The sequence below is a fragment of the Polaribacter huanghezhanensis genome (assembly GCF_030444335.1).
Classification (GTDB): Bacteria; Bacteroidota; Bacteroidia; order Flavobacteriales; family Flavobacteriaceae; genus Polaribacter; species Polaribacter huanghezhanensis.
On sequence record NZ_CP128595.1, the window covers coordinates 2,042,519 to 2,067,655 of the forward strand.

The 25,137-nt window shown below is 31.7% G+C and carries 19 protein-coding genes, 1 other RNA gene and 1 riboswitch; of the genes, 13 read left to right on the top strand and 7 right to left on the bottom strand.

The window, feature by feature from the left end; all coding sequences use genetic code 11:
* Positions 1-15: 15 nt before the first annotated feature.
* Together KCTC32516_RS09650 and KCTC32516_RS09655 are read left to right on the top strand one after the other, a co-directional pair.
* The gene (locus tag KCTC32516_RS09650; RefSeq protein WP_301400209.1) at positions 16-2,739 is read left to right on the top strand and encodes a DNA gyrase/topoisomerase IV subunit A; all 2,724 of its coding nucleotides are present in this window, start codon (positions 16-18) and stop codon (positions 2,737-2,739) included.
* 12 nt (positions 2,740-2,751) lie between these two features.
* A complete protein-coding gene (locus KCTC32516_RS09655; RefSeq protein ID WP_301400210.1) occupies positions 2,752-3,606 on the top strand; it encodes a mechanosensitive ion channel family protein in 855 nt (284 codons plus the stop codon).
* On the opposite strand, the gene KCTC32516_RS09660 is transcribed toward KCTC32516_RS09655, so the two are convergent.
* Positions 3,603-4,754, bottom strand: coding sequence for an ABC transporter substrate-binding protein (locus tag KCTC32516_RS09660; RefSeq protein ID WP_301400211.1), 1,152 nt, complete (start codon positions 4,752-4,754; stop codon positions 3,603-3,605). The genes KCTC32516_RS09655 and KCTC32516_RS09660 overlap by 4 nt on opposite strands.
* Positions 4,755-4,811: 57 nt before the next feature.
* A riboswitch (cobalamin riboswitch) is annotated at positions 4,812-5,058 on the top strand.
* A gap of 78 nt (positions 5,059-5,136) precedes the next feature.
* Here KCTC32516_RS09660 and KCTC32516_RS09665 point away from each other — a divergent pair.
* Positions 5,137-7,083 carry a TonB-dependent receptor plug domain-containing protein gene (locus KCTC32516_RS09665; protein WP_301400212.1) on the top strand — a complete coding sequence of 649 codons (1,947 nt, stop codon included), beginning with the start codon at positions 5,137-5,139 and terminating at the stop codon, positions 7,081-7,083.
* A 57-nt stretch (positions 7,084-7,140) separates the two neighbouring features.
* Here KCTC32516_RS09665 and KCTC32516_RS09670 read toward each other — a convergent pair whose 3' ends face one another.
* Both KCTC32516_RS09670 and KCTC32516_RS09675 read right to left on the bottom strand, forming a co-directional pair.
* The gene (locus KCTC32516_RS09670; protein WP_301400213.1) at positions 7,141-7,644 is read right to left on the bottom strand and encodes a DUF7935 family protein; all 504 of its coding nucleotides are present in this window, start codon (positions 7,642-7,644) and stop codon (positions 7,141-7,143) included.
* 3 nt (positions 7,645-7,647) lie between these two features.
* Positions 7,648-8,187, bottom strand: coding sequence for a DsrE family protein (locus KCTC32516_RS09675; RefSeq protein WP_301400214.1), 540 nt, complete (start codon positions 8,185-8,187; stop codon positions 7,648-7,650).
* Between the two features lie 98 nt (positions 8,188-8,285).
* On the opposite strand from KCTC32516_RS09675, the gene KCTC32516_RS09680 reads away from it, so the two are divergent.
* From KCTC32516_RS09680 to KCTC32516_RS09715, 8 genes are all read left to right on the top strand, one after another.
* Positions 8,286-10,610, top strand: coding sequence for an ATP-dependent helicase (locus tag KCTC32516_RS09680; RefSeq protein ID WP_301400215.1), 2,325 nt, complete (start codon positions 8,286-8,288; stop codon positions 10,608-10,610).
* A gap of 120 nt (positions 10,611-10,730) precedes the next feature.
* Complete coding sequence (locus tag KCTC32516_RS09685; RefSeq protein WP_301400216.1) at positions 10,731-11,393, top strand: DUF4290 domain-containing protein; 663 nt, start codon at positions 10,731-10,733, stop codon at positions 11,391-11,393.
* A gap of 2 nt (positions 11,394-11,395) precedes the next feature.
* Complete coding sequence (murA, locus tag KCTC32516_RS09690) at positions 11,396-12,706, top strand: UDP-N-acetylglucosamine 1-carboxyvinyltransferase (RefSeq protein ID WP_301400217.1); 1,311 nt, start codon at positions 11,396-11,398, stop codon at positions 12,704-12,706.
* Between the two features lie 113 nt (positions 12,707-12,819).
* A complete protein-coding gene (locus tag KCTC32516_RS09695; protein WP_301400218.1) occupies positions 12,820-13,353 on the top strand; it encodes a nucleotide exchange factor GrpE in 534 nt (177 codons plus the stop codon).
* 66 nt (positions 13,354-13,419) lie between these two features.
* On the top strand, positions 13,420-14,541 hold the full coding sequence (dnaJ, locus tag KCTC32516_RS09700) for a molecular chaperone DnaJ (RefSeq protein ID WP_301400219.1): 1,122 nt from the start codon (positions 13,420-13,422) through the stop codon (positions 14,539-14,541).
* 139 nt (positions 14,542-14,680) lie between these two features.
* Positions 14,681-14,989: RNase P RNA component class A (rnpB, locus tag KCTC32516_RS09705), an RNA gene on the top strand.
* A gap of 179 nt (positions 14,990-15,168) precedes the next feature.
* Positions 15,169-17,439, top strand: coding sequence for an aconitate hydratase (locus tag KCTC32516_RS09710; RefSeq protein WP_301400220.1), 2,271 nt, complete (start codon positions 15,169-15,171; stop codon positions 17,437-17,439).
* A gap of 99 nt (positions 17,440-17,538) precedes the next feature.
* Positions 17,539-18,084 (top strand): TlpA family protein disulfide reductase, encoded by a 546-nt coding sequence (locus KCTC32516_RS09715; RefSeq protein WP_301400221.1) that lies wholly within the window; start codon positions 17,539-17,541, stop codon positions 18,082-18,084.
* 52 nt (positions 18,085-18,136) lie between these two features.
* Here the strand turns inward: KCTC32516_RS09715 and KCTC32516_RS09720 are convergent, their stop codons facing one another.
* The 3 genes from KCTC32516_RS09720 to KCTC32516_RS09730 all read right to left on the bottom strand — a co-directional run bounded on the left by KCTC32516_RS09720 (position 18,137) and on the right by KCTC32516_RS09730 (position 21,488).
* Complete coding sequence (locus tag KCTC32516_RS09720) at positions 18,137-18,298, bottom strand: hypothetical protein (RefSeq protein ID WP_301400222.1); 162 nt, start codon at positions 18,296-18,298, stop codon at positions 18,137-18,139.
* Between the two features lie 430 nt (positions 18,299-18,728).
* Positions 18,729-19,907: an aspartate aminotransferase family protein gene (locus tag KCTC32516_RS09725; RefSeq protein ID WP_301400223.1), complete on the bottom strand. Its 1,179-nt coding sequence runs from the start codon at positions 19,905-19,907 to the stop codon at positions 18,729-18,731.
* Entirely contained in the window at positions 19,908-21,488 is a 1,581-nt protein-coding gene (locus KCTC32516_RS09730; RefSeq protein ID WP_301400224.1) for an OstA-like protein, read from the bottom strand. It lies immediately after the preceding gene.
* Between the two features lie 165 nt (positions 21,489-21,653).
* On the opposite strand from KCTC32516_RS09730, the gene KCTC32516_RS09735 reads away from it, so the two are divergent.
* Positions 21,654-23,090: a pyridoxal phosphate-dependent decarboxylase family protein gene (locus KCTC32516_RS09735; RefSeq protein WP_301400225.1), complete on the top strand. Its 1,437-nt coding sequence runs from the start codon at positions 21,654-21,656 to the stop codon at positions 23,088-23,090.
* Here the strand turns inward: KCTC32516_RS09735 and KCTC32516_RS09740 are convergent.
* On the bottom strand, positions 23,059-24,291 hold the full coding sequence (locus KCTC32516_RS09740; RefSeq protein ID WP_301400226.1) for a hypothetical protein: 1,233 nt from the start codon (positions 24,289-24,291) through the stop codon (positions 23,059-23,061). The genes KCTC32516_RS09735 and KCTC32516_RS09740 overlap by 32 nt on opposite strands.
* Before the next feature lie 111 nt (positions 24,292-24,402).
* On the opposite strand from KCTC32516_RS09740, the gene KCTC32516_RS09745 reads away from it, so the two are divergent.
* Positions 24,403-24,906, top strand: a complete 504-nt coding sequence (locus KCTC32516_RS09745; protein WP_301400227.1) for a c-type cytochrome — start codon at positions 24,403-24,405, stop codon at positions 24,904-24,906.
* Positions 24,907-25,137 lie beyond the last annotated feature (231 nt).

Consider the following 25,137-nt stretch of genomic DNA (forward strand, 5'->3'; position numbering starts at 1 on the left):
ATAAACGTTTTTTACATGAGTGAAGAAATAAACGAACACGAAAACGAAGAAATAAATCATCCAGTAGAAAATACTGAAACCATCACTAAAGTTACAGGAATGTACAAAGAATGGTTTTTAGATTATGCTTCGTATGTAATTTTAGAAAGAGCAGTTCCTGCAATTGATGACGGATTTAAACCAGTACAACGTAGAATTTTACATTCTATGAAAGATTTAGATGATGGTCGTTACAATAAAGTAGCGAATATTGTTGGTCATACGATGCAATATCATCCGCATGGAGATGCTTCTATTGGGGATGCAATGGTGCAAATTGGTCAGAAAGAATTGCTAATCGATATGCAAGGAAACTGGGGAAATACCTTAACTGGTGATCGCGCAGCAGCATCAAGATATATAGAAGCTCGACTTTCTAAATTTGCATTGGATGTTGTTTTCAATGGAAAAACTACAAAATGGCAATCTTCGTATGACGGACGGAGAAAAGAACCGATAAATCTTCCTGTAAAATTCCCGATGCTATTAGCTCAAGGAGGAGAGGGAATAGCAGTTGGTTTGTCAACCAAAATATTACCGCATAATTTTATTGAACTGATTGATGCTTCCATCAAACATTTAAAAGGGAAAAGTTTTAAAATTGTTCCAGATTTTTTAACGGGCGGAGTAGCAGATTTTACCAATTACAACGAAGGAAAACGCGGAGGTAAAGTTCGAGTTAGAGCTAAGATTTCTCAACTTGATAAGAAGACTTTAGTAATTACAGAAATTCCGTTTAGTACAACTACTACAACACTAATCGAAAGCATTATTAAAGCCAATGAAAAAGGGAAAATTAAGATTAAAAAAATAGAAGATAACACGGCTGCAAATGTAGAAATCTTAGTCCATTTGCCTCCAGGAATATCACCAGATAAGACCATTGACGCTTTGTTTGCTTTTACCAATTGCGAAAACTCAATTTCGCCATTATGTTGTGTTATTGAAAACAATAAACCTGTTTTTATTGGCGTACATGAAGTGTTGTGTAAATCAACTGACAATACAGTTGAATTGTTAAAACTAGAATTAGAAATTCAGTTAAATGAATTAGAAGAACAATGGCATTTTGCTTCGTTAGAACGTATTTTTATTGAGAATAGAATTTATCGTGATATTGAAGAAGAAGAAACTTGGGAAGGTGTTATTGTTGCAATTGATAAAGGATTACAGCCACATATCAAACATTTAAAAAGAGCTATTACAGAGGAGGATATTGTGCGTTTAACAGAGATCAGAATTAAAAAGATTTCAAAGTTTGATATAGATAAAGCCAAACAACATATTGAAAGTTTGGAAGATAAAATTGCTGAGGTAAAAAACTATTTGGCAAATTTAATTGAATTTGCAATTGATTTTTTCAAACGTTTAAAAACGACGTATGGAAAAGACAAAGAACGCAAAACAGAAATTAGAATTTTTGATGATATTGAAGCTACAAAAGTAGTCATCAGAAACACAAAACTATATGTAAACAGAGAAGAAGGTTTTGTAGGAACATCGCTTAAAAAAGACGAATATGTTACTGATTGTGCAGATATCGATGATATAATTGTCTTTAGATCTGATGGTAAAATGATGGTTACAAAAGTAGATTCAAAAACGTTTGTAGGTAAAGATATCATCCATATTTCTGTATTTAAAAAGAAAGACAAAAGAACGGTGTATAACATGATGTATCGCGACGGGAAAACCGGACCAAGTTATATGAAACGATTTACAGTTACGGGCGTTACAAGAGATAAAGAGTACGATTTAACCAACGGAAACAAAGGTTCTAAAGTGTTGTATTTTACGGCAAATCCAAATGGAGAAGCCGAAGTTGTTACCATCAATTTAAGGGCGGTCGGAAGTGTTAAAAAATTGAAATGGGATATCGATTTTGCAGATTTAGCAGTAAAAGGTAGAGCGGTTAGAGGAAATACAATCACTAAATATTCAATTAAGAAAGTTGAATTTAAATCGGCAGGTGTTTCTACATTAAAGCCGCGTAAAATTTGGTTTGATGACACTGTACAACGTTTAAATGTGGATGGAAGAGGAGAGTTGTTAGGAGAATTTAGAGCAGACGATAAGTTGTTAATAGCATTGCAATCAGGAACTATAAAAGCGGTTACTCCAAATTTAGCAAGTAGGTTTGAAGATGATATGATTGTTTTAGAAAAATGGAATCCAAAGAAACCAATTTCAGCCATTTATTTTGATGGAGAAAAAGAAACCTACTATGTAAAACGTTTTTTAATAGAGCAGGTAGATAAAGAAGAAATTTTTATTTCAGAACACCCAAAATCGCAATTAGAAATAATTGCAACAGATTATAGACCTTTAGCAGAAGTGCAATTTTCTAAACGAAGTTTAGAGAATGTTGAAGTAAATTTTGAAGATTTTATTTCGATAAAAGGAATCAAAGCACAAGGAAATCAATTGACAAAAGAAAAAGTAAAACAAGTTAGTTTGCTAGAATCATTGCCTTTTGAAGAACCAAAAGCTGAAGATATGGAAGTTGTTGAAGAAGAGGTTTTAGATGAAAAACCGGAAGAAATATTGCCTTTAGAAATCACAAATTTGGAAAACTCTCCAGAAAAACCAAGGCCATTAAGTAGTGAAGAAAAAGCAGAAAGAGCTTTGCAAAAAACGATTGAAAAGAAAAAGGCAGATCAGAAAGCAAAAGACGATGAAAGTCAAACAACATTATTTTAGCAATTTATATACATGAAAAAATATATTGACAATTTTTTAGAATTAGATAGTTTTTGGAGTATCTTTTTTTATAGTTTATTTGTTTTTTTTATAACATGGATGATTTCTAGAATTGTTCGTTATTTTCTTGTGATTTATATCAAGTATAGAAAAACAGAGCGTTTTGGAGGTACAAGTGTATTTTTTCTAAAAAACTCTATTAAATTCTTTTTAGGACTATGTGCTTTTGGATATTTAATCTACACTGTTCCGTCTTTAAGAAGTAAAGCAACCATTATTTTTTCTGGAGCAGGAATTTTAGCCGCTATAATTGGTTTTGCAGCCCAAGCAGCTTTATCTAATTTAATTGCGGGTGTCTTTATTGTTGTCTTTAAGCCTTTTAGGGTTGGCGATTATATAAAAATTGACGAAGAAAGAATAGGAATTGTGCAAGATATTACGTTGCGCCATACAATTATTAACACATTCGAAAACAAGCGTTTAATCATTCCAAATTCTATTATTAGTACCGAATCTATATTAAATCATACGATAGAAGATTCGTATATATTAAGTTTTAATAACTTTAAAATTGGTTTAAATGCTGATGTAGACTTGGCAAAAAAAATCATTCGAGAAGAAGCTTTAAAATTTGATCATGTAATTGATAACAGAACTCCAGAAGAAGTACTTACAGAAGATCATCAAATTGTTATTCGTTTTATTGATTTAAATGAGGGTTTTATTCATTTACGTGCCTATGTTTGGGTAGATGAGCCTTTTGAAGAGTTCAAGTTTAAATGCAATCTAAAAGAAGCAGTTCATAAAAGGTTTAAAGAAGAAGGAGTTGATTTACCAATTCTGATGCGTAAAATCTATAACGTTTAATTCATTTTCTCGAAAAAAGTTGGTGTGTAGTCTCTAAGCAATTCTGGATGTGTAATTTTAATAATATCTTTTAGTACTAAATCTGGTCTTGTTGGACCCAATTCAAAATAAAGAACACCTCCAGTTGCTCCAACTTTGGTCGCAAAAGTATATACTTGATTGTTTTTAAATGCTGTAAACTCTTTGTAGTTGATATTTTTTTCTAGCATTTGTTTTTTTGATAAAAAATAACCTGGAGCAATCCAAATATCTGCGGATTTTCCCTTGTCTAAAATGCTTTCAAAACTGATGGATAAACTTCCTTTTCCTTTAGAATCTTTCCATAAATAATTGGTGTTTGCATCATTTAAAAATTGTGCAACAAAGCTTTCTCCTGCTGGTAAATTCCAAATATCTTTGCTCATTATTGCGCCAGATAAAATAGTAGGTTTTGTTTCGGCTTTCTTAGCGATTTCTTTAGCGATGTTGTAATTAGATTCGATCACTTTAAAAATACTGTCTGCTTCTTTTTCTTTGTTGTATAAAACTCCAAAGAATTTAATCCATTCAGCTCTTCCAAGCGGGGTATCTTCTAACCAATCTCCATTTAACACAACAGGAATTCCTGATTTTTCAATTAAACGTAATGATTTGTTTGCTTTTGTCATGCTGTAGCCAATCACAACATCAGGATTTAAATCCAATAATATTTCTGTATTTAACGCAGCTTTTACACCAATTTCTTTTACCAAATTGGCATCAATCAATTTTCTTGTTTTGGTTGATGAAACATATTTTGTATGAGGAAATCCAATCAAAGAATTTTCTACACCAAGCAATTCTAACATTGGTATATGCGTGGTAGAAGTTACCACAACTTTCTGAATTGGAGTTGTAATTTTAGTTCCTAAAACGGATTGTAATTGGTTGTTTTTTAAATTGCTTAGAATGTATTCAAATTGCTCTTTAGAATTTTGATACGGTGATTTTATAATTAGTTTTTTATATTTTTTAAAATACTGAATATCAAATCCTTTAGCGTATTTTATTTCAATTGATTCTTTAGCTATTTGTTTTTTGGTGTTTGAATTATTATTTGGCTTACAAGTAACACATAAAACAGCAATAATTAGTACTCTTAAACTCCACTTCATTGTAAATGATTTCATTCTGCAAGGTTACAAAAATGTTGTGAATAAAATTTTATTAATGATGATAAATCATTTACATTTGTCGTGAAATTTGGTTTTATCAACTCTACGAATTAGTTGATGAATTAAAAGGGAATTTGGTGACACAATTTTATTGTTATCCCAAAGCTGTTCCCGCAACTGTAAGCTTCGTTCTTTTAGAAAGAATGCTTGTAATTATTCTTTAAACCACTGTTAAAATGTTGAAAATTAATTCAGCATAAAATGGGAAGGTAAATTACAAGACGCGAGCCAGGAGACCTGCCATAATCACTGAGTAAAAACTTTCGGGACAAAAGTTTTTGTACAATTCATTTCGTACAAAATTTCCTGATTTATTTGTTAAATTAAATCATTTAAAATGAACAAACAATTAAGTATTGTTGGTTTGCTAGCTTTCTTTTTAGTTGGCACAACTGCGTATTCGCAAAAATCAAAAGAAAAAGAAATTAAGTTAAAAGAAGTTGTTGTAATTGCAACTAAGTTTAAGTTAGAAAAAGAAAAAATCGGAAAAGTAATTACTAAAATTACACAACAAGAAATTCAAAATAATGCTGGTAAAACGGTGTTTGAATTGCTAAACAATGTTTCTGGAATCGAAATTAAAGGAATCAATTCAAATCCAGGAGAAATTAAAAGGATTTACATTCGAGGAGGAAGAAGTAAGCAGGTTTTAGTGCTTATTGATGGTGTTCCTGTTTCTGATCCTTCAGGAATTAGTCAAGAGTACGATTTGCGATTATTATCTTTAAATCAAGTAGAGTCTATTGAAATTTTAAAAGGAGCTTCGAGTGCTTTATACGGTTCTGGTGCAGCAACTGGCGTGATTAATATCATCCTTAAAAAAGGAAATAAAAAAGAGCTTTCTGCAACCTACGAAGTAAGTTTGGGCACAAATAATGAAGCCAATACTAAAAATTTGCGGTTGTTAGATAGAAATCAAAATGTAAGCATAAACGGAAGTTTAAAGAACTTTAATTACTTAGCTACATTCAATATTTCTGGTGTTGACGGAATGTCTTCTGCGAAAAGCAAAACCAATCAATCTTTTTCTACAGATCCTTTTTACAACAAATCTAGTTTGGTGAAATTAGGATATAGGTTCAATAATCAATTTGAATTAGAAACTTTTGTAAACTACGATCATTTTAAATACACTTATGATGCTGGGGCTTACAGCAATTCTGACATCAATAATGGAGAAGATACTCAAGTTAGAGTTGGTGTAAAACCAAGTTTTAAATACAACAACGGAGAAGCGTATCTGCAAGCATCTTTTAATGATGTAAATAGAGTTTTACACACATTTAATTCGTATGCAAATCTTGTAAATAAGTACGATTATACAGGGAAAAGTATCAATATTGATGCAGTAAATAGATTGACTTTTTCTGAAGGAACATATCAATTAATTGCAGGATTAAATTATCAAGAACACAGAAACAATACGCTTTCTGATTTTGGAAATATTGATGATAAGTTGGCAAATTTCAGCAATATAGATCCGTATGCTTCTTTGGTGTATAATTCAACTTACGGATTAAACATAAACGTAGGAGGAAGGTTAAATACTCATAGCAATTATGGAAATCATTTTGTGTACGACACAAATGTTTCTTATAATTTTAATGTAGAAAATGTAAAAATAAAAGCGTTGACATCATACAGTACAGCGTTTATTGCGCCAAGTACATATCAATTATTTTCTCAATATGGTAATTTAAATTTAAATCCAGAAGCGAGTGCTACGTTCGAAGTTGGTTTTGAAGCAACACACAAGCAATTCATTCAATTAGACGCAGTGTATTTTAACAGAGCCGTTGAAGATGCAATTATCTTTGTTTCGTTGCCAGTTGCTCCTTGGACAAGTTCTTATGAAAATGCTACAGGAAAAACCAAGGTAAGCGGAATAGAAACAAACCTAACAATTACGGCTATAGACAATGTAAAACTGCAATTAGGTTATACAAATATCACCAAAGATAGCGACGCAGATTACATTCCAAAAAATAAATTTGTAGCCAATTTAGAAACATCGCCATTTAAAAACACTTTTGTTTCTTTAGTCTACAAAAAAGTTGGAAAAAGAACTTATTTTGATAAATGGGGAAGCTTTGGAGCTGCTGGTACTGATGTAGTTTTACCTTCTTATAATTTATTGGATGTAAATGCCAACTATAAGTTATTAGACGGAACAGTAACATTTTTCGGGACAATATCTAATATTTTGAATGAAGATTACGAAGAGACCTTGGGATATTCAACTAGAGGAAGAAACTTCAAATTAGGAGTTCGTTTACAATTTTAAATTTTAAATCCATTTTAAAACAACTAAAAAACCTTCGGAATTCCGAAGGTTTTTTAGTTAGATAAATTTTTTAATGTCTTTTTTTAAATACGCAATTGCAGTATCTGTTGCGGGTGAACTATTCTGATAAGCAAGCATCATTTTTTCTCTAAAATCTTGCGTGTTTTTACTTGTTGCTGCAATGTGTTTTAATTTGTTGATAATTGCACTTTTAGAAGTGATGATTACATTCCAACATTCATCAGAAATGTATAATTGTTGCACCAAATTGTGTTCAAATTCTTGTTCTATGTTTTGTAATAATAAATATAAATACTCATCTACAACATCAGATTTTGGCTTAACTCTTACCAACATTTTTATTGGATTTATCCGCTCGCAAAACAACAACATTCTCTCGTATGCTTGTAGTTTTATAGGCAATGCTTCTTTTTTTCTATCGGCAAATAACTCAACTTTTTGTTGATCATTTTTTGTCTTTGTGTCTAACTTTAAAAAATAGAAACCAACAATTCCGACAACTAAAATGATGCCAACTATTTCTAAAAAACTAAAATCCATCAATTAAAATTTTATGAATTTATATCCATTATTTTGATATTGTAACAACGCTGTCATCGCAGAAAGAGCAAACTTCACTTCTGGCATCACAACAGTTCTATCCATTTTTCTAAACATGGCAGTTTGTCCACAGATAATAACATCTACACCAGCATTGCTCAATTCTTTAATCAGTTGCGTGTTTGGATTTACAACACCAAATTTCTTTTTATATGCTTCATCACTCAGAACATCTTTCCAAGCACCACCATGAATGGTTACTGCAACTTTTAGTTGACTTGATTTCATTCCTACGTTTGCATGCATATTTAAAAAACGAGCAGCGGTAACAATATTTTTGTTGATGATGTTATTAGCAGACGAAGTAGAAGAAACATCAAAAATTACTTTTAACTCTGCTGAAGTATCCGTTTTAATTTCTGGATTTACAACATTAAAAGTTTCTCCAAAATTTTTAATTATTTTCCCTTTAGCTCTGTTGTTTTGTGATGAAACTAAAGCTGAAAGCATTGTAAATACTAATAAAAATAACTGTTTTTTCATGATAAAAAATTTATTGTTGTAAATGTATTTATAATTTTATGAAACTAATAAATAAAATCGATGAACATTGCCTAAATTTACGCTTTAAAATTTTCCAATTGTCAAACTACTTAGATTCTTTAAATCCTGCTCAAAAAGATGCGGTTTTACAAAAAGACGGACCCATGATTATTATTGCTGGTGCTGGTTCTGGTAAAACGCGTGTGTTAACCTATCGCATTGCACATTTAATGCAACAAGGCATTGATCCGTTTAATATTTTATCGCTTACGTTTACCAATAAAGCGGCTAGAGAAATGAAAGAACGTATTGCAAGTGTTGTTGGCGCAAGCGAATCTAAAAACCTTTGGATGGGAACTTTCCATTCTGTTTTTGCACGGATTTTACGATCAGAAGCTGATAAGTTAGGATTTCCATCAAACTTTACCATTTACGACACACAAGATTCTGTTCGATTAATAACTGCAATTATTAAAGAAATGCAGTTAGATAAAGACAGGTATAAGCCAAAACAAATATTAAGCAGGATCTCTTCCTTAAAAAATAGTTTGATTACCGTAAACGCCTATTTTAATAATGCTGATTTGGTAGAAGCTGATTTGCATGCAAGCAGACCAAAAGTGGGTGATATTTATAAAGAATATGTAGCAAGATGTTTTAAATCTGGTGCCATGGATTTTGATGATTTATTATTAAGAACCAATGAAATATTAGCGCGTTTTCCTGATGTATTAGCGAAATATCAAGACCGATTTAGATATATAATGGTGGATGAGTATCAAGATACAAACCATTCGCAATATTTAATTGTAAGAGCCTTGGCAGATCGTTTTCAGAACATTTGTGTGGTTGGAGATGATTCGCAAAGTATTTATAGTTTCCGTGGCGCAAACATCAATAATATTTTAAATTTTCAAAAAGATTATCCAGAAGTTAGAACCTTTAAATTAGAACAGAATTATCGTTCTACAAAAAACATTGTAAATGCAGCGAACTCTGTTATCGAGAAAAATAAAACTCGATTAGACAAAGTAGTTTGGACTTCTAATGATGAAGGAGAAAAAATTAAAGTAATGCGTACCATTTCTGATGGAGAAGAAGGACGTTTTGTAGCACAATCGATGTGGGAGAATATGATGAACAAGCAGTTGACAGCTGATGCGTTTGCTATTTTGTACAGAACAAATTCACAATCGAGAGCGATGGAAGATGCGTTGCGTAAAAAAGATATTAAGTATAAAATTTATGGCGGAATTTCTTTTTATCAACGAAAAGAAATCAAAGATTTACTGTCGTATTTACGATTATTAATCAATCCAAATGATGAAGAAGCGCTTAAAAGAGTTGTCAATTATCCTGCAAGAGGAATTGGACAAACAACCATTGATAAGTTAACGATTGCGGCAAATCATTATAAAAAATCAATTTTTGAAATTCTAAAACATGTAGATAAAGTTGATTTAAAAATAAATGCTGGAACAAAAAATAAATTGCAAGATTTTGTAAACATGATTTTGCGCTTGCAAATAGAATCGCAAACAAAAAATGCTTTTGAAATTGCAGATGTTGTTGTAAAACAAGTCCGGTTAATCAAAGATTTAGAAAAAGACGGAACACCAGAAGCGGTTAGTAAAGTAGAAAATGTTCAAGAATTATTAAACGGAATTAAAGATTTTATCACTGATAAAATAGAAACAGGAGAAGATGCATCATTAACGTCGTTTTTAGAAGATGTTGCCTTGGCTACGGATTTTGATTCTGATAAAAAAGATGATACTCCGAGAGTTTCTATGATGACCATTCATCAATCTAAAGGATTGGAATATCCGTATGTGTATATCGTTGGTTTAGAGGAAAATTTATTTCCTTCAGGAATGAGCATGAACACAAGAAGCGAGCTCGAGGAAGAACGCAGATTGTTTTATGTAGCATTGACTAGAGCAGAACATCAAGCGTATTTGAGTTATGCACAAACTCGTTATCGTTGGGGAAAACTAACGGATGCAGAACCGAGTAGGTTTTTAGAGGAAATTGATGAAAGCTTTTTGGAATATATATCACAAAAAAAATCTGAACCGTCTGTAAATAGATTTGTAGATGCAAGTTTATTTGATACACCATCAAAAACCATTCGTTTTCAAAAACCAATTCAGCGCAAAAAAATGGAGTTTAAATCGAAGAAAGAAGAATCTTTTACTCCGCCTAAAAAATTGAAAAGAATACCAAATACTACTTCAGAAAACACCAACCTTTTTGATGCTAGCATTACTGTTGGTACATTGGTAGAACACAATAGATTTGGTCCAGGAGAAGTGTTGAGTTTAGAAGGAAATGGCCCAAATAAAAAAGCAGAAATTAAATTCGGAACAGTAGGAAAGAAAAAATTATTATTGCAGTTTGCCAAGTTACAAGTAATCGGATAAAATAGCTGATTATTAATTTTTGATTACTTAAAATTAATCCTTAATTTGCAGGCTTTAAAATACTTCAAAAACAAACAGAGATAAAAAGCGTTATCGCTATATGTTTCAATAAACTTTAGAATGGAATTCGAACTAGAATACAACTCAGCAAGACCGTTAATGATTATACCAGAATACGGCAGACATATCCAAAAATTAGTAGATCATTGCGTAGCTTTAGACGATAATGAAGAAAGAAACATCATGGCAAAAGCTATTGTAGATGTTATGGGAAATTTACAACCGCATTTACGTGATGTTCCAGATTTTAAGCACAAATTGTGGGATCAATTGTTTATCATGTCTAGTTTTAATTTAGAAGCAGATTCTCCGTACGGAAAACCATCTAAAGAAGAATTACAAGAAAAACCTGAATCTTTACCATATCCTAAATCGGCTTCAAGATATCGTTATTACGGTAATAATATTCAAGAAATGATTGATGTTGCGCTTTCTTGGGAAGATGGAGAAAAAAGAGAAGCATTGGTGTATACCATTGCCAATCACATGAAAAAATGTTATTTAAATTGGAATAAAGACACGGTTGATGATGAGGTGATTTTTAAACATTTATTTGAGTTATCAGATGGTAAAATTGATTTAAGAGATTCTGAAGAAGTCCTTTCTGAAAGCAAAAATTTACTTAGAAAGAGAACTTCTCAGCAAGGTAAAAGCAACACAAAAAATTACAAAACAAACAAAACGAACAGAACAAGCAATAATAACAACAATAGAAAGAAATAAGTATGGCATCATTTAAAATTGAAGGTGGTCACAAATTAAATGGTACAATTACTCCGCAAGGAGCAAAAAATGAAGCCTTACAAGTTATTTGTGCAGTATTATTAACTCCAGAAAAAGTTGTTATAGATAATATTCCTGATATTTTAGATGTCAATAAATTAATTTTTATTTTAGGTGAATTGGGCGTTAAAGTAGAGAAACTAGCACCAAATTCATATTGTTTTCAAGCGGATGAAATCAATTTAGAATATTTAGAATCTGCAGATTTTAAAAGAGACGGAAGTTCTTTAAGAGGTTCAATTATGATTGTTGGCCCGTTATTAGCTCGTTTCGGAAAAGGATACATCCCAAGACCTGGAGGAGATAAAATTGGTCGTAGAAGATTAGACACACATTTTGAAGGGTTTATCAGATTAGGTGCAAAATTTAGATACAATAGAGAAGAATATTTTTACGGAGTTGAAGCAGAGGAATTGTACGGAACAGAAATGTTGTTAGACGAAGCTTCTGTAACTGGAACAGCAAATATTTTAATGGCTTCTGTTTTGGCAACTGGAACAACCACAATTTACAATGCCGCTTGCGAACCGTATATTCAACAATTATGTAAAATGTTGAATTCTATGGGAGCAAGAATTTCGGGTGTTGCTTCAAATTTGTTAACGATTGAAGGCGTTAAAGAATTAAAAGGTTGTCGTCATAGAGTTTTACCTGACATGATAGAAATTGGTTCCTGGATTGGTGTTGCAGTAATGACACAGTCTGAATTAACCATCAAAGATGTTAGCTGGAAAGATTTAGGACAAATTCCAAATGTTTTTAGAAAATTAGGAATTGAATTGGAGAGAAAAGGAGACGACATTTACATTCCTGCACAAGAAAGCTACGAAATTCAGAATTATATTGATGGTTCTGTGTTGACAGTTTCAGATGCACCTTGGCCAGGTTTTACTCCAGATTTATTAAGTATTGTTTTGGTGATTGCCACACAAGCAAAAGGAACGGTGTTGATTCATCAAAAAATGTTTGAAAGTCGCTTGTTCTTTGTTGATAAACTGATTGATATGGGCGCAAAAGTTATTTTGTCTGATCCTCACAGAGCAGTTGTTATTGGTCACGATCACAAATCACAATTAAAAGCAACTAAAATGACATCACCAGATATTAGAGCTGGAATTTCATTATTAATTGCAGCTTTATCAGCAAAAGGAACTTCAATCATTAATAATATTGAACAAATTGATAGAGGGTACGAAAATATTGAACAACGCTTAAAATCTATCGGAGCAAGAATTGAAAGAATAGAAGATTAATACTGAACTTGATTCAGTATTTTTTAAAATACAAATAGTGTCAGTTTGACACTATTTTTTTATTGGCAAAATTATTGCCAATAAATTGTTTACAATTTAACGATTATACTATAATGAGTACAGAAGATAATAAGAAAGAAGAAGAGATTTTAAACAACGAAGCAGAAGCGCAGGTTGAAGAAAATCAAGAAGTAGAAGTAAATGAGCCGACAGCAGAAGAAATCATTCAAACAGAGAAAGATAAATATTTGCGTTTGTTTGCTGAATTTGAAAACTATAAAAAAAGAACCACTAGAGAAAGAATTGAATTGTTTAAAACTGCAGGTCAAGATTTGATGACAACTTTACTGCCAATTTTAGATGATTTTGATAGAGGTTTGGCAGAAATCAAAAAAGCCAAAGACAAAGAATTGTTAAAAGGAATGCAATTGATTAATGACAAACTAAAGAAGACTTTAGAGCAAAAAGGGTTGACATTGATAAAAGTAAAAGCAGGGGATGTTTTTGATGCAGACATTCATGAAGCAATTACTCAAATCCCTGCTCCAACAGATAAATTAAAAGGAAAAGTTATTGATTGTATCGAAAACGGATATAAGTTAGGAGATAAAATTATACGTTTCCCAAAAGTAGTTATTGGGCAGTAAAAAAGTCTGCAGTAGCAGTAAACAGTTAACACTGAAGACTGAGACTGAAAACTGAAACTAAAAAATATGGCAAAAAAAGATTTTTACGAAATATTAGGAATAAGCAAATCAGCTTCGGCTGCAGAAATTAAAAAAGCATATCGAAAGATGGCAATAAAGTATCATCCAGATAAAAACCCTGATGATGCAACTGCAGAAACAAAATTTAAAGAAGCTGCAGAAGCTTATGAAATTTTGAGCGACGATAATAAAAAAGCACGTTACGATCAATATGGACATCAAGCATTTGAAGGTGGACATGGCGGCGGCGGTTTTGGCGGCGGCGGAATGAACATGGAAGATATCTTCAGTCAGTTTGGAGATATTTTTGGTGGTGGATTCGGCGGCGGTTTTGGTGGTGGACAGCAAAGACAAGCTAGAGTGAAAGGAAGTAATATGCGAATTCGCGTAAAATTAACTTTAGAAGAAATTGCGAAAGGAGTAGAGAAAAAAGTTAAAGTTCGTAGAAAAATTCAAGCTGATGGCGTAACATATTCTACTTGTTCTACGTGTAATGGAGCAGGACAAGTAACAAGAGTTACCAATACTATTTTAGGAAGGATGCAAACCGCTGCAACTTGTCCAACATGTCAAGGAGCTGGTCAAAGTATCAAATCTAAACCTTCTGATGCAGATGCAAACGGATTGATTGTAAAAGAAGAAACAGTTGCTATTCAAATTCCAGCCGGAGTTACAGAAGGTGTGCAGTTAAAAGTTGCAGGAAAAGGAAATGAAGCGCCAGGGAAAAATTCAATTTCAGGTGATTTATTAGTCTTGATTGAAGAAATTCAGCATGCTACTTTAAAAAGAGAAGGAACCAATATACATTACGATTTATATATTAACTTATCTGAAGCGGTTTTAGGCATCAGTAAAGAAGTTGAAACGGTTACTGGAAAAGTAAAAATTAAGATTGATCCAGGAACGCAATCAGGAAAAATTTTACGATTAAAAGGAAAAGGGTTACCAAGTATTGAGCGTTATGGAAATGGAGATTTCTTAATTCACATTAATGTTTGGACTCCACAAGAGCTAAATAAAGAACAAAAAAAGTTCTTTGAAGACATGCAAAACGATGCTAATTTTAAACCAAGTCCAAATGCATCGGATAAATCTTTTTTTGAAAAAGTAAAAGATATGTTTATGTAACAAATGTTACACTATAATTCAAAAAATAAAGTTATATTTGAGCTATTATTAGTTTTAAAACTAATAATTTCTTTTTCATAGCAATTTTCCCACTTAAGAAATTAAGTGGGTTTTTTTATTTGTACTTTTGCAATATAATTTAGCAGGCCAATCTTATCGCCACGCTTTTAGCGTGGAGGAAAGTCCGGACACCAAAGAGTAGCATAGCGGATAACATCCGTCCAGCGTAAGCTGAGGACAAGTGCAACAGAAAGCAAGTACAGTTCGGCTGTAGTGAAACCAGGTAAACTCTATGCGGTGCAATGCCACGTATATTAGAGATTGAGAACTACTCGTTCGATTCTAAGGGGTGGGCAGATCGATTCTAAGAGTAATTTTAGAACTAGATAAATGATAAGATTTCGTTTTATTACGGAAACAGGATTCGGCTTATAGGCCTGCTTTATTTTTTTCTTTATTATCAATATGATAAAATAGCAGTCTTTTTTAAACGTGTATTTTAGAGATTTAACAATTAAATTTAGTTTAACTATTTATTGTATAATAATTTCTTGATATCACTGTTTATTATGTAATCTCATTATAAAATCGTATTTTTGCAATACAAAAATTAAACAATTACTACCTATGGCTTTTGATATTGAAATGATAAAATCGGTTTATTCAAAAGTAGTTGAAAGAGTAGATGCTGCTCGAGAAATTACTGGTAAACCTCTAACACTTGCAGAGAAAATATTATACTCACACCTTTGGGATGGAAATCCAACCAAAGCATTTGAACGAGGTAAAGATTATGTAGATTTTGCTCCAGACAGAATTGCATTGCAAGATGCAACTGCGCAAATGGCTTTATTACAATTTATGCAAGCAGGTAAAAGTAAAGTTGCAGTTCCTACGACAACACATTGTGATCATTTAATTCAAGCTAAAAATGGAGCAACAATGGATTTACAATCTGCTTTAAACACGAGTAATGAAGTTTTTAACTTTTTAGAATCAGTATCAAATAAATACGGATTAGGATTTTGGAAACCGGGAGCAGGAATTATTCATCAAGTAGTGTTGGAAAATTATGCATTTCCTGGAGGAATGATGATTGGAACCGATTCTCACACCGTAAATGCTGGTGGATTAGGAATGGTTGCAATTGGAGTTGGTGGAGCAGATGCAGTTGATGTAATGGCAGGAATGGCTTGGGAATTAAAGTTTCCAAAATTAATTGGAGTAAAATTAACAGGTAAATTATCTGGTTGGACAGCGCCAAAAGATGTGATTTTAAAAGTTGCTGGAATTGTTTCTGCGAAAGGAGGAACAGGAGCAATCGTTGAATATTTTGGAGAAGGAGCAACCGCAATGTCTTGTACAGGAAAAGGAACGATTTGTAATATGGGAGCAGAAATAGGAGCAACAACTTCTACTTTTGGTTATGACAAATCTATGGAACGTTATTTACGTGCTACTGATAGAAGTGATGTTGCTGATGAAGCAAATAAAGTAAAAGACTATTTAACGGGTGATGCAGAAGTATATGCAAATCCAGAGAACTATTTTGATCAAGTGATTGAAATAGACTTGTCAGAATTAAGTCCGTTATTAAATGGACCATTTACGCCAGATTTATCTACAAAAGCTGGTGCTGATATGACAGAAAAAGCAACTAAAAATGATTGGCCTTTAAAAGTTGAATGGGGATTGATAGGTTCTTGTACAAATTCTTCTTACGAAGATTTATCGAGAGCAGCTTCTATAGCACAACAAGCAATTGACAAAGGGTTAAAAATAAAATCTGAACTTGGAATTAATCCTGGATCTGAAAAAGTAAGATATACCGCAGAAAGAGATGGAATTTTAAGTGTTTTTGAAAAACTAGATGCTAAAATTTTTACAAATGCTTGTGGACCATGTATTGGTCAATGGGCAAGATATAGTGATCCTGCAAACGCCCCTAAAAACTCAATAATCCATTCTTTTAACAGAAACTTTGCAAAACGTGCAGACGGAAATCCAAATACACACGCATTTGTTGCATCACCAGAAATGGTTGCTGCTGTAGCAATAGCTGGTCGTTTAGATTTTAATCCGATGACAGATAAACTAATCAATGAAAATGGAGAAGAAGTAATGTTAGATGAACCAACTGGATGGGAATTACCTCCAAAAGGTTTTGAAGTAAAAGATGATGGATATTTAGCGCCAGAAGAAAACGGAAGTCATGTTAAGATTGCTGTAAAAGAAGATTCTGAACGTTTGCAATTATTAACTCCATTTACTCCTTTAGGAAATGATTTATACGGAGTGAAGTTATTAATTAAAGCATTCGGAAAATGTACAACAGATCATATTTCTATGGCAGGACCATGGTTGCGTTTTCGTGGACATTTAGATAATATTTCTAACAATTGTTTGATTGGAGCTGTAAATGCTTTTAATATGAAAACAAACTTTGTTAAAAGTCAGATTGATGGAGAATACGATGCTGTTCCAAAAACTGCTAGAGCATACAAAGCGGCAGGAATTAAAACGATTGTAGTTGGAGATCATAACTACGGTGAAGGTTCTTCTAGAGAACATGCTGCAATGGAACCAAGACATTTAGGTGTTGCTGCTGTATTGGTAAAATCTTTTGCTAGAATCCACGAAACAAACTTGAAAAAACAAGGAATGTTAGGATTGACATTTGCCAACGAAAGTGATTATGATTTAATCCAAGAAGATGATACGTTTAACTTTGTAGATTTAAATGCCTTTGCTCCAGGAAAACCATTAACATTAGAAGTTGTTCATGCAGATGGAAGTAAAGACATCATCGTTACAAATCATACATACAATCAAGGACAAATTGATTGGTACAATGAAGGTTCTGCACTGAATTTAATTAAAAAAGAAAACGCTGCTTAGAAAGTAGTGTGTTATAAACTTTAAAAAGGTTCCTGAAATAGGAACCTTTTTTTGTAATTAAATTTCTTTTTATCGACAAACAATTTATATTTATAAGATATGAAAATTACTAAAAAACACATTACAAATATTGCTTTTGTAGTTCTAATCGGATTGATGATCTATCCACCAACAAAAGTATTTTTTATCAGATTGATTTCTTTTTCTCCATCAGAAATTAAAGCAGAAAACCAGCAACAAATTAAAAATACAAACTGGCAATTAAAAGGATTGAATACTAAAAACATCAATTTAAAAGAGTTAGATAATAAGGTTGTATTTGTGAGTTTTTGGGCAACTTGGTGCGGACCTTGTTTGGCAGAAATGCCAAGTATAAAAATATTATATGATGATTATAAAGACAAGGTAACTTTTCTGTTTGTAACCAATGAAGATTGGCAAACGGTTTCTAAATTTTACACAAAGAAAAAGTTTGATTTTCCAACATACAACCAATTGACAATGCCGCCAAGTGAACTAGAAAGCTCTTCAATTCCAGCTACATTTATTTTAGATAAAAATAAAAAAATTGTTATTGATAAAAGAGGTCCGGCAGATTGGGACTCATCTGCAACAAGAAAAATATTAGATGATTTATTAAACTAAGAAAGCTCCCAATTTCTTGGAAGCTTTCAAAATCAATCAATCTATAACCAAACTAAATAGACTGAATCATTTTTAATGGAATTCTATATACGATTCCTTTTGCAATTCCTTTTACAGTTACTGTTTTATAGTTTAATTTTTGAGTGACAAAAGATTCTAAATCTTTATCTTTTGTATCTACATCAATAACTACTAATTCATTTTTGTTATTCAATAGTACAGAAATTTCTGCTTCTAATGTTTGATTTTTTAAATCGTAATGGTGATGCCCTAAAAGTTTTACAATTGTAGCATGAAGCGCTTCTTTTGGACTTGTTGGCTCTGTGTTTGTGTTTGCAGCTACTGAAAATACTGAAGAAATACTGATTGCTAAGATTGCAATTACTGTTTTTAATTTTTCATTTTATATGTGGTTTTAAATTAAATGGTATAACTATATAGACCAACATAAAACAAAAAGGTTTCATGTAACATTGAAATTTGGGAGGAACTTAACAGCATTTAACAGATTTTAAGAAGTAGGTGCTAAATTCTAAGAAAAACTTAAGAAGAATAGGAGGGTTTCGCTAACTCTTGATATCGAACGTTTTAATGTTTTATATCAAGAGTTAGCGAAGTTACCGAAAAATGAATTTAGAAACAAACTAAATCATTTCATCAAGCGTTTCTAAAAGTATTGCACAACCTTTTTTAATTTCATCATCAGAGATTGTTAATGGAGGCGTTAATCTAATTGCTTTTCCTTCAAACAATAACCAAAACAGGAGTAAACCCTTGTCTAAACATTTTAAAATGATTTTAGACGCGAGTTCTGGTGTTGCTACAATTGCAGCTAACATCAATCCTTTTCCTCTGATTTCTTTGATTGCAGGATGTTGTAAATAATTTCTAAACAATTGTTCTTTTCTAAGTGTTTCTTGGATAAGATTTGAATTGTGTAATTCTGTAATTGTTGCCAAACCAGCAGCAGCAATTACTGGATGACCTCCAAAAGTAGTAATATGTCCTAACTTCGGATTGTCTTTTAAACAATTCATCATTTCTTGCGAAGCAATAAAAGCTCCAATCGGCATTCCGCCGCCCAAACCTTTTCCGGTTACAATGATATCTGGAACAACCTTATAATTTTCAAATCCCCAAAAAGTTCCTGTGCGTCCAATTCCAGATTGAATTTCATCTAAAATTAATAACGCGCCAACTTCATCGCATGTTGCTTTTACTTTTAGTAAATAGTTATTTGTTGGTTCTATAAAACCTGCGCCACCTTGAATGGTTTCTAAAATAACTGCAGCAGTATTTTTTGTAATCTTTTTTAAACCTTCTTCCAGATTAAATTCGATGAATTTAATTCCCGGAATTAACGGTCTAAATGCTCGGTTTTGTTCTTCTGCTCCGCAAACGCTCATAGCACCTTGCGTATTGCCGTGATAGCCATTTTTCGCTGCAATAATTTCTGACCTTCCAGTAAATCGTTTTGCTAATTTTAATGCTCCTTCAGTTGCTTCTGTTCCAGAATTGGTTAAATAAACAGCGTAGTTTTTAGTCGGAATTGTAGTTGCCAATGCTTTACACAATTCCAATTGTGGCTTCTGAATAAATTCTCCATAGACCATTACGTGCGAATAAGCATCAACTTGATTTTTAATTGCTTCTGAAATTGTAGGATGATGATGTCCTAATGTATTTGCAGAAACTCCTGCTATAAAATCTAAATACGGTTTGTTGTTTGTATCGTATACATAGCTTCCGTTTGCGTGAGAAATTTCTAAAGCAAGTGGGTGAGGAGAGGTTTGTGCTTGATATGTAAAAAAATCAGATTTCATTTATTCTTTTGTTTTTACAACTTTAGAAGTTTTGATTTCCTTTTTTCTTGGAATTTTATCTCCAACAACAAAAATATCTTCCATGGTTTTTGGTTGTTCATCTTCTCGCCAAATAAAACCTTTTAAAGTTCTATCACGTATTGGTAAATCTTTTGGAGGATAGGAAGCCCCTTCAGGTTTCTTAATATATTTTACAGATTCTATATTGTTGGTTGCATCTAGTGTAAACTCGATAGAACTACATTCTTGTTTGGTGATGGTTTCTAAAAAACCTTTTTCATTTCTGTTGTAATACACAACTTGCGCATTTCCTTCTACTAAGAAATGCTTCAGTTTTCCGTCTATAAATTTACCAAACATATCTCTACCTTTAATTTGATTGTAGGTAGAAACGCCATCAATAATAGTATCTAATTGAACAATTAAGGCATTGTTTAAAATTTTTAAAGAATCTAATTTGTCCGTTTTTGCATTGTTTAAAAGCTGAATGCTATCACCCGTAATTTGATTTTTACCTGACCATAGAATCGGATTTTTAAACATGCGTGTTAAACCTGTTGTTTGATTCATATGGATAGAATCTGCTTTTCCTTGCAAGTCAGATTTAAAGATTTTTACGTCGTTGTAAATTCGCATAATTCTCTTTTCTGGTTTTCCTGTAACTAGCAATGTATCTCCGTGAATGTAGAGCGAATCTTTTTCCATCAACGAAATGGCAACTGCTTTATCCACAATAAAAACCGAATCTTTTAACTCAAAAAACTCTGCATAATTTCCTTTTGCAATAAAGTTTTGAATGGTGTCAATTACTTTAATATTATTAGTTGCAGAAGCAAAACCTTTGTATTTATCATAATACAAACTATCTCCTTCAATGGTTTTATCTGTAAAGAAAATTTTAGAATTTTTCACAAAATGAGAAATCTCTGATTTGGTGTTGTAAAATCCTTTTTCGGTATAAATAGTATTGTCTTTACTTTTTATGGTTGATGGACCATACAAATACGCAATGGCAGAATCTGTATAATAATCTAAATGATTGGATTCTAACTCGTGTTCTGGATTTGTTACCGTTACTTTTGTGGAGGCTGTAAACTTTTTATTTTCTAAAAAATAATTCCCAATTTTACTTTTAAGAACATTGGTTTCATCTTGTATAATGGCATGGTTTTCATAGAATAATAATTGCTTTTGCCTATTAAAATGCAACGTATCCGTTTTCAAGGTCATTTTTGGATCTTTCAAAATTACATTTCCCCAAGACAATGCTTTTTTTGTATTTCCATCATAATCTACATAATCGCTAGTTTGTGTAATGGTATCGCCTTGTTTGATTAAAACATTACTAAAAGCTTTAAAAAAGTTTAATTTTTTGTACCACAACGCTTTATCACAAGTAAGAATGATTCCATCATGATAAATCTCTACCAATCGATCTGCATCTCTAGTTAAAATAGTAGCTCCTGGATATTTTTCTTCATCCGCAGTACTAACTCCAGCATAAATAATGTTAATCTTTTTAGCTTGAGAAAAGCTAGTAAAAGAAGTAAATATTAAAAAGAATAGAATAATTTTTTTCAACCGAAATCTGATTTTCAACAAAAATAGTGAAAAGATTACGGCTTCTTATTAAAGAAAAGTGAAATTTAATTCGATTCGTTTTTATTGTTAATAGCTTAAAAGATTCTCTATTTTATCCTAAAAATAAGTTGAAGTTGGCGTATTTTTGCAAAAAACAAGAACTCCATGAAAGCGCCATTTGATTTGACAAAAGAAGAAATGAAAGCCTATGGCTATAAAATTATAGACATTATCGCAGAACATTACGATACAATTGAATCGCAAAAACCTGTAACTTCTGGTACAAGAGCGCAAATGGACAGTCTTTTTTTACAAGAAGCTCCAAATAGTCCGATGCCGGCAAACGAAGTGTTGGATTTTGTAATGCAAAATGTAATTCCGCATAGTAATTTAACTACGCATCCAAAATCGTTTTCATTTGTTCCAGGACCAAGTAATTATATTAGCACATTGGCAGATACGTTGGCAACAGGGTTTAATATTTTTTCTGGCGGATGGATTGTTTCTCCGGCTGCAGCAGAATTAGAAATTGTTACAATGAATTGGTTGTTAAAAATGTTTGATTTTCCTGTTCAAAAAGGAGGTGGAATTTTTACAAGCGGTGGTTCCATGGCCAATTTAACAGCCTTGGTTACTGCAAGAAGAATAAAATGTGGCGACGATTTTTCGAAAGCAATTATTTATTTATCAGATCAAGCGCATTCATCAAACATAAAAGCAATTCGAGTGCTTGGATTTAAAAAAGAACAGATTAGAATTATTCCAACGGATTTAGAATTTAAAATTAGTTTTAACAAGCTTAAAAATGCGATTGCAAAAGATCGTTTAGAAGGAAATCAACCATTTTGTATTATTGCATCCGCAGGAACAACAAATACAGGAACTGTAGATCCGTTAGATGAAATTGCAGATATTTGTGAAAAAGAAAATTTGTGGATGCATGTTGATGGAGCTTACGGTGGTGCAGCAATTTTATCTAAAAAAGGAAGCAGAGTTTTACGTGGAATTGAGCGTGCAGATTCTTTGACTGTTGATCCTCATAAATGGTTTTATCAACCTTACGAAATAGGTTGTTTATTGGTGAAAGATTCGTCTTGGTTAAGCAATACTTTTTCAGAAAAACCTGAGTATTTACGGGATATTGAAGGAAACGAATCTGAAATTAATTTTTACGATTATGGAATTCAATTAACGAGACGTTTTAGAGCGTTGAAGTTTTATATGTCAATCAAAACTTATGGTTTAGATACATTTAAAAAAGCAGTTACCTATAGTATTGATTTGGCGGAACAAACCGAAGATTTATTACGTAAAAGTAAAAATTGGGAAATTGTTTCTCCAGCAACTTTAGCCATCATTAACTACAGATACAATCCGATTGGTTTAAATTTATCTGAGACAGAATTAGACAAATTAAATCAAGAAATATCTGCAAGAGTTACAAAATCAAAAGAAGCATTATTGGTTACTACAGTTTTGCAAAATCAGGTAGTTTTAAGAATGTGTTTGATAAATCCTAGAACCACTTTTGAGCATATTAAAGAAACCTTTACACAATCTGAAACCTTTGCTACAGAGATTCTTGCTGAGTGGAAGAAGTAAAACTTGTTTTTAATAATATTCCAAGAATTCCAATTGGCATTAAAGCGCTACAAATTACCAAATAGGTAAAATAATGATCGATTAAGTACACTTGTTTCCATACAGAAAATCCTTTGTAAATAATTAAGACTTCTGACGAAATAAAACCTAGAATATAAATTCTAATCCAAATTTTTGGGAGGTTTATCAACTTAAAATAATGAAGAAAAACAAATGTTGATAAGGTAACAACACCTAAAAAAGTTAAGTGTAAATATCCAATAACAAAATCCAGCACATAAGTTGTTAGCTCAGAAAAATAAGGAATAGAAGTCAATGCTTGCAAACTAATTTTAATCAAAAATAAAAAGAATACAAACCTTAATAGGGCATAAAATAGTGGTTTTAAAAGCACTTTAAATTTGCTTTTAATTGCTTGTACTTGTTTGTAAAAAAGACCCAATGCTATCAATTGTAAAATAGCTCCTAATTGCGCAGTTGCATAAATTATTGATGGTGGATTATTCCATAAAAAAGACAAACATAAAGTTAGAATACAACTTACAAGCATCAGCTTATAAAATTGATTTGCCAATTTCTTAGAAAACGCAATTTCAGATTTTTCAAGTAGAAAGTAAAAAATACCTATCAAACAAAAAATAAACCAACCATTGTATTGAAAATGCAAATAAAAATAAATGGCATTTTTATACCAAGAAGAAGTGGGGCCAAGTGTATTCATAATAATTCCTATCGCCCAAGGACCAATTGTTGAGATAGTCATCAATAATAGCGAGGTAGCAATAAATTTATATGAAACACTTTTGATATCAAGAATATGATTTTTTTTAAAGAAATAGTAAAACCAATAGGTGCAAATTAAAAATAAGGTAGAAAAAATAATTGAATACAAGGCGTACCCAACAAATGGAAACGTGAATAACATTCCGACAATGGTTATTTGCGTGCTCCAAAAAATAAGGCTGAACTTTCTTTTTTGCTCTTTATCAATTCCAAAATGATAAATGATTGTTATTAATGCTACATAAACCCAGCCTAATAATGCAATATGAGAATGTGTATGAATGATATATTTATACGTTGCATTGATCTTTAAAACAGAAAAAAGGCGTAAAGTAATTCCTAATGCCGCAGCAATAAAAAGGTATATTATTGCAATTTTACTGTATCGTTTTTCGCTATTTTTTGAGTTTGATACCATCTGAAAAGTTAAAGTGTAAAATTAAAGATTATTCAACCCTTTTTAATGACTTTTATCATGTTTTTACATGAAGAATGTAATAATTTTGTATGAATCTTTTAAACATAAAAAATGAAATTAAAAATTATTATAGCAATTCTAGCCATCGGAGTATTGACAAGTTGCAGTAGTGACGAAAAGAAACAATTAATTAAAACAAAAACTGTAAAAAAAGCAGCAGTAAAAACAGCTCCAGAGAAAAAAGAAGTTAAAAAAGAAAAAGTAGTTAGAACAGTTGATTTAAATAATAAAGGAATTGGGTCAATTAAATCCGTGACTTTAGGAAATACAATCGATAAATCAATGGCAGATAATGGTCAGAAAATATTTAAAAACAAATGCTCTGCATGTCATAGAGCCGATAAAAAATTTATAGGACCAAGTCCAACAGGAATCATAGATAGACGTTCTCCAGAATGGATAATGAATATGATTTTGAACCCACAAGAAATGACTGATAAAGATCCAATAGCAAAAGAATTGTTGGCTCAATTTAATGGGGTTCCAATGGCAGATCAAAATATTAAAGAAAAAGAAGCAAGAGCTATATTAGAATATTTTAGAACCTTAAAATAATATACTCTCTTTAATTTTTTTTAGTTGATAAGACTGTTTAAAGCCTAAAATTATACTGATTTTAGCTATAAGCAGTCTTTGTTTTTTGTATTTATTTTCATTTAAATTTAATTGATGTTTTGTGATATTTATCATGTTTTTACTCTCCTTATTGTAATAAATTTGTCTTATAAAAGATAAAAAAGTCTTTTATTATTAAATCTAATTAATTTGTATTTAAGTGAAGTGACT